The sequence below is a fragment of the Streptomyces sp. DH12 genome (assembly GCF_020873895.1).
GTDB lineage: Bacteria > Actinomycetota > Actinomycetes > Streptomycetales > Streptomycetaceae > Streptomyces.
In genome coordinates this window covers 1-411 of record NZ_JAHWGT010001436.1, presented here as the reverse complement: position 1 = coordinate 411, position 411 = coordinate 1, and the positions used below count along the sequence as shown (strand labels likewise).

The window sequence follows — 411 nt, the reverse complement described above, 5'->3', positions numbered from 1 at the left end:
CCGCTGACGACCGACCCCGGCCGCCCCGACGGGCAGGGCGGGGCGCACCCCGGTGAGGACCGGCGGCACATGATCCGCCGCCGCGCCCTCACCCTGCTGATCATCGTCCTGCTCATCGGCGTCCCGGCCGGCTACCTGGTGATCTCCGCCAACCAGAGCCGGGCCAGCGGCAAGGACAAGGAGGCGAAGTACTCGGCGACCGGCCTCACCGAGGGCTGGCCGTCCAAGCTCCAGCGCCGCATCTACCAGGTGCCGGTGCCCCACCCGGCCTGGTGGGTCGCCTCGTACGAGACGAACAACTGGAAGACCAGCCGCCTCTACGTCGAGTTCGAGACCAGCGACGCGGGCCTGACCGCCTTCCTCACCAGCATGGGCATGTCGGAGAAGGACCTGAAGAAGGACCGCCTCCCC

1 protein-coding gene is annotated in these 411 nt (G+C 70.6%); it reads left to right on the top strand.

The annotated features are described in order from the left end of the window. Window positions 1–3: 3 nt before the first annotated feature. Window positions 4–411 (top strand): sugar kinase (locus LPA54_RS40455; RefSeq protein WP_228985421.1); only part of this gene is annotated, 408 nt, incomplete at its 3' end.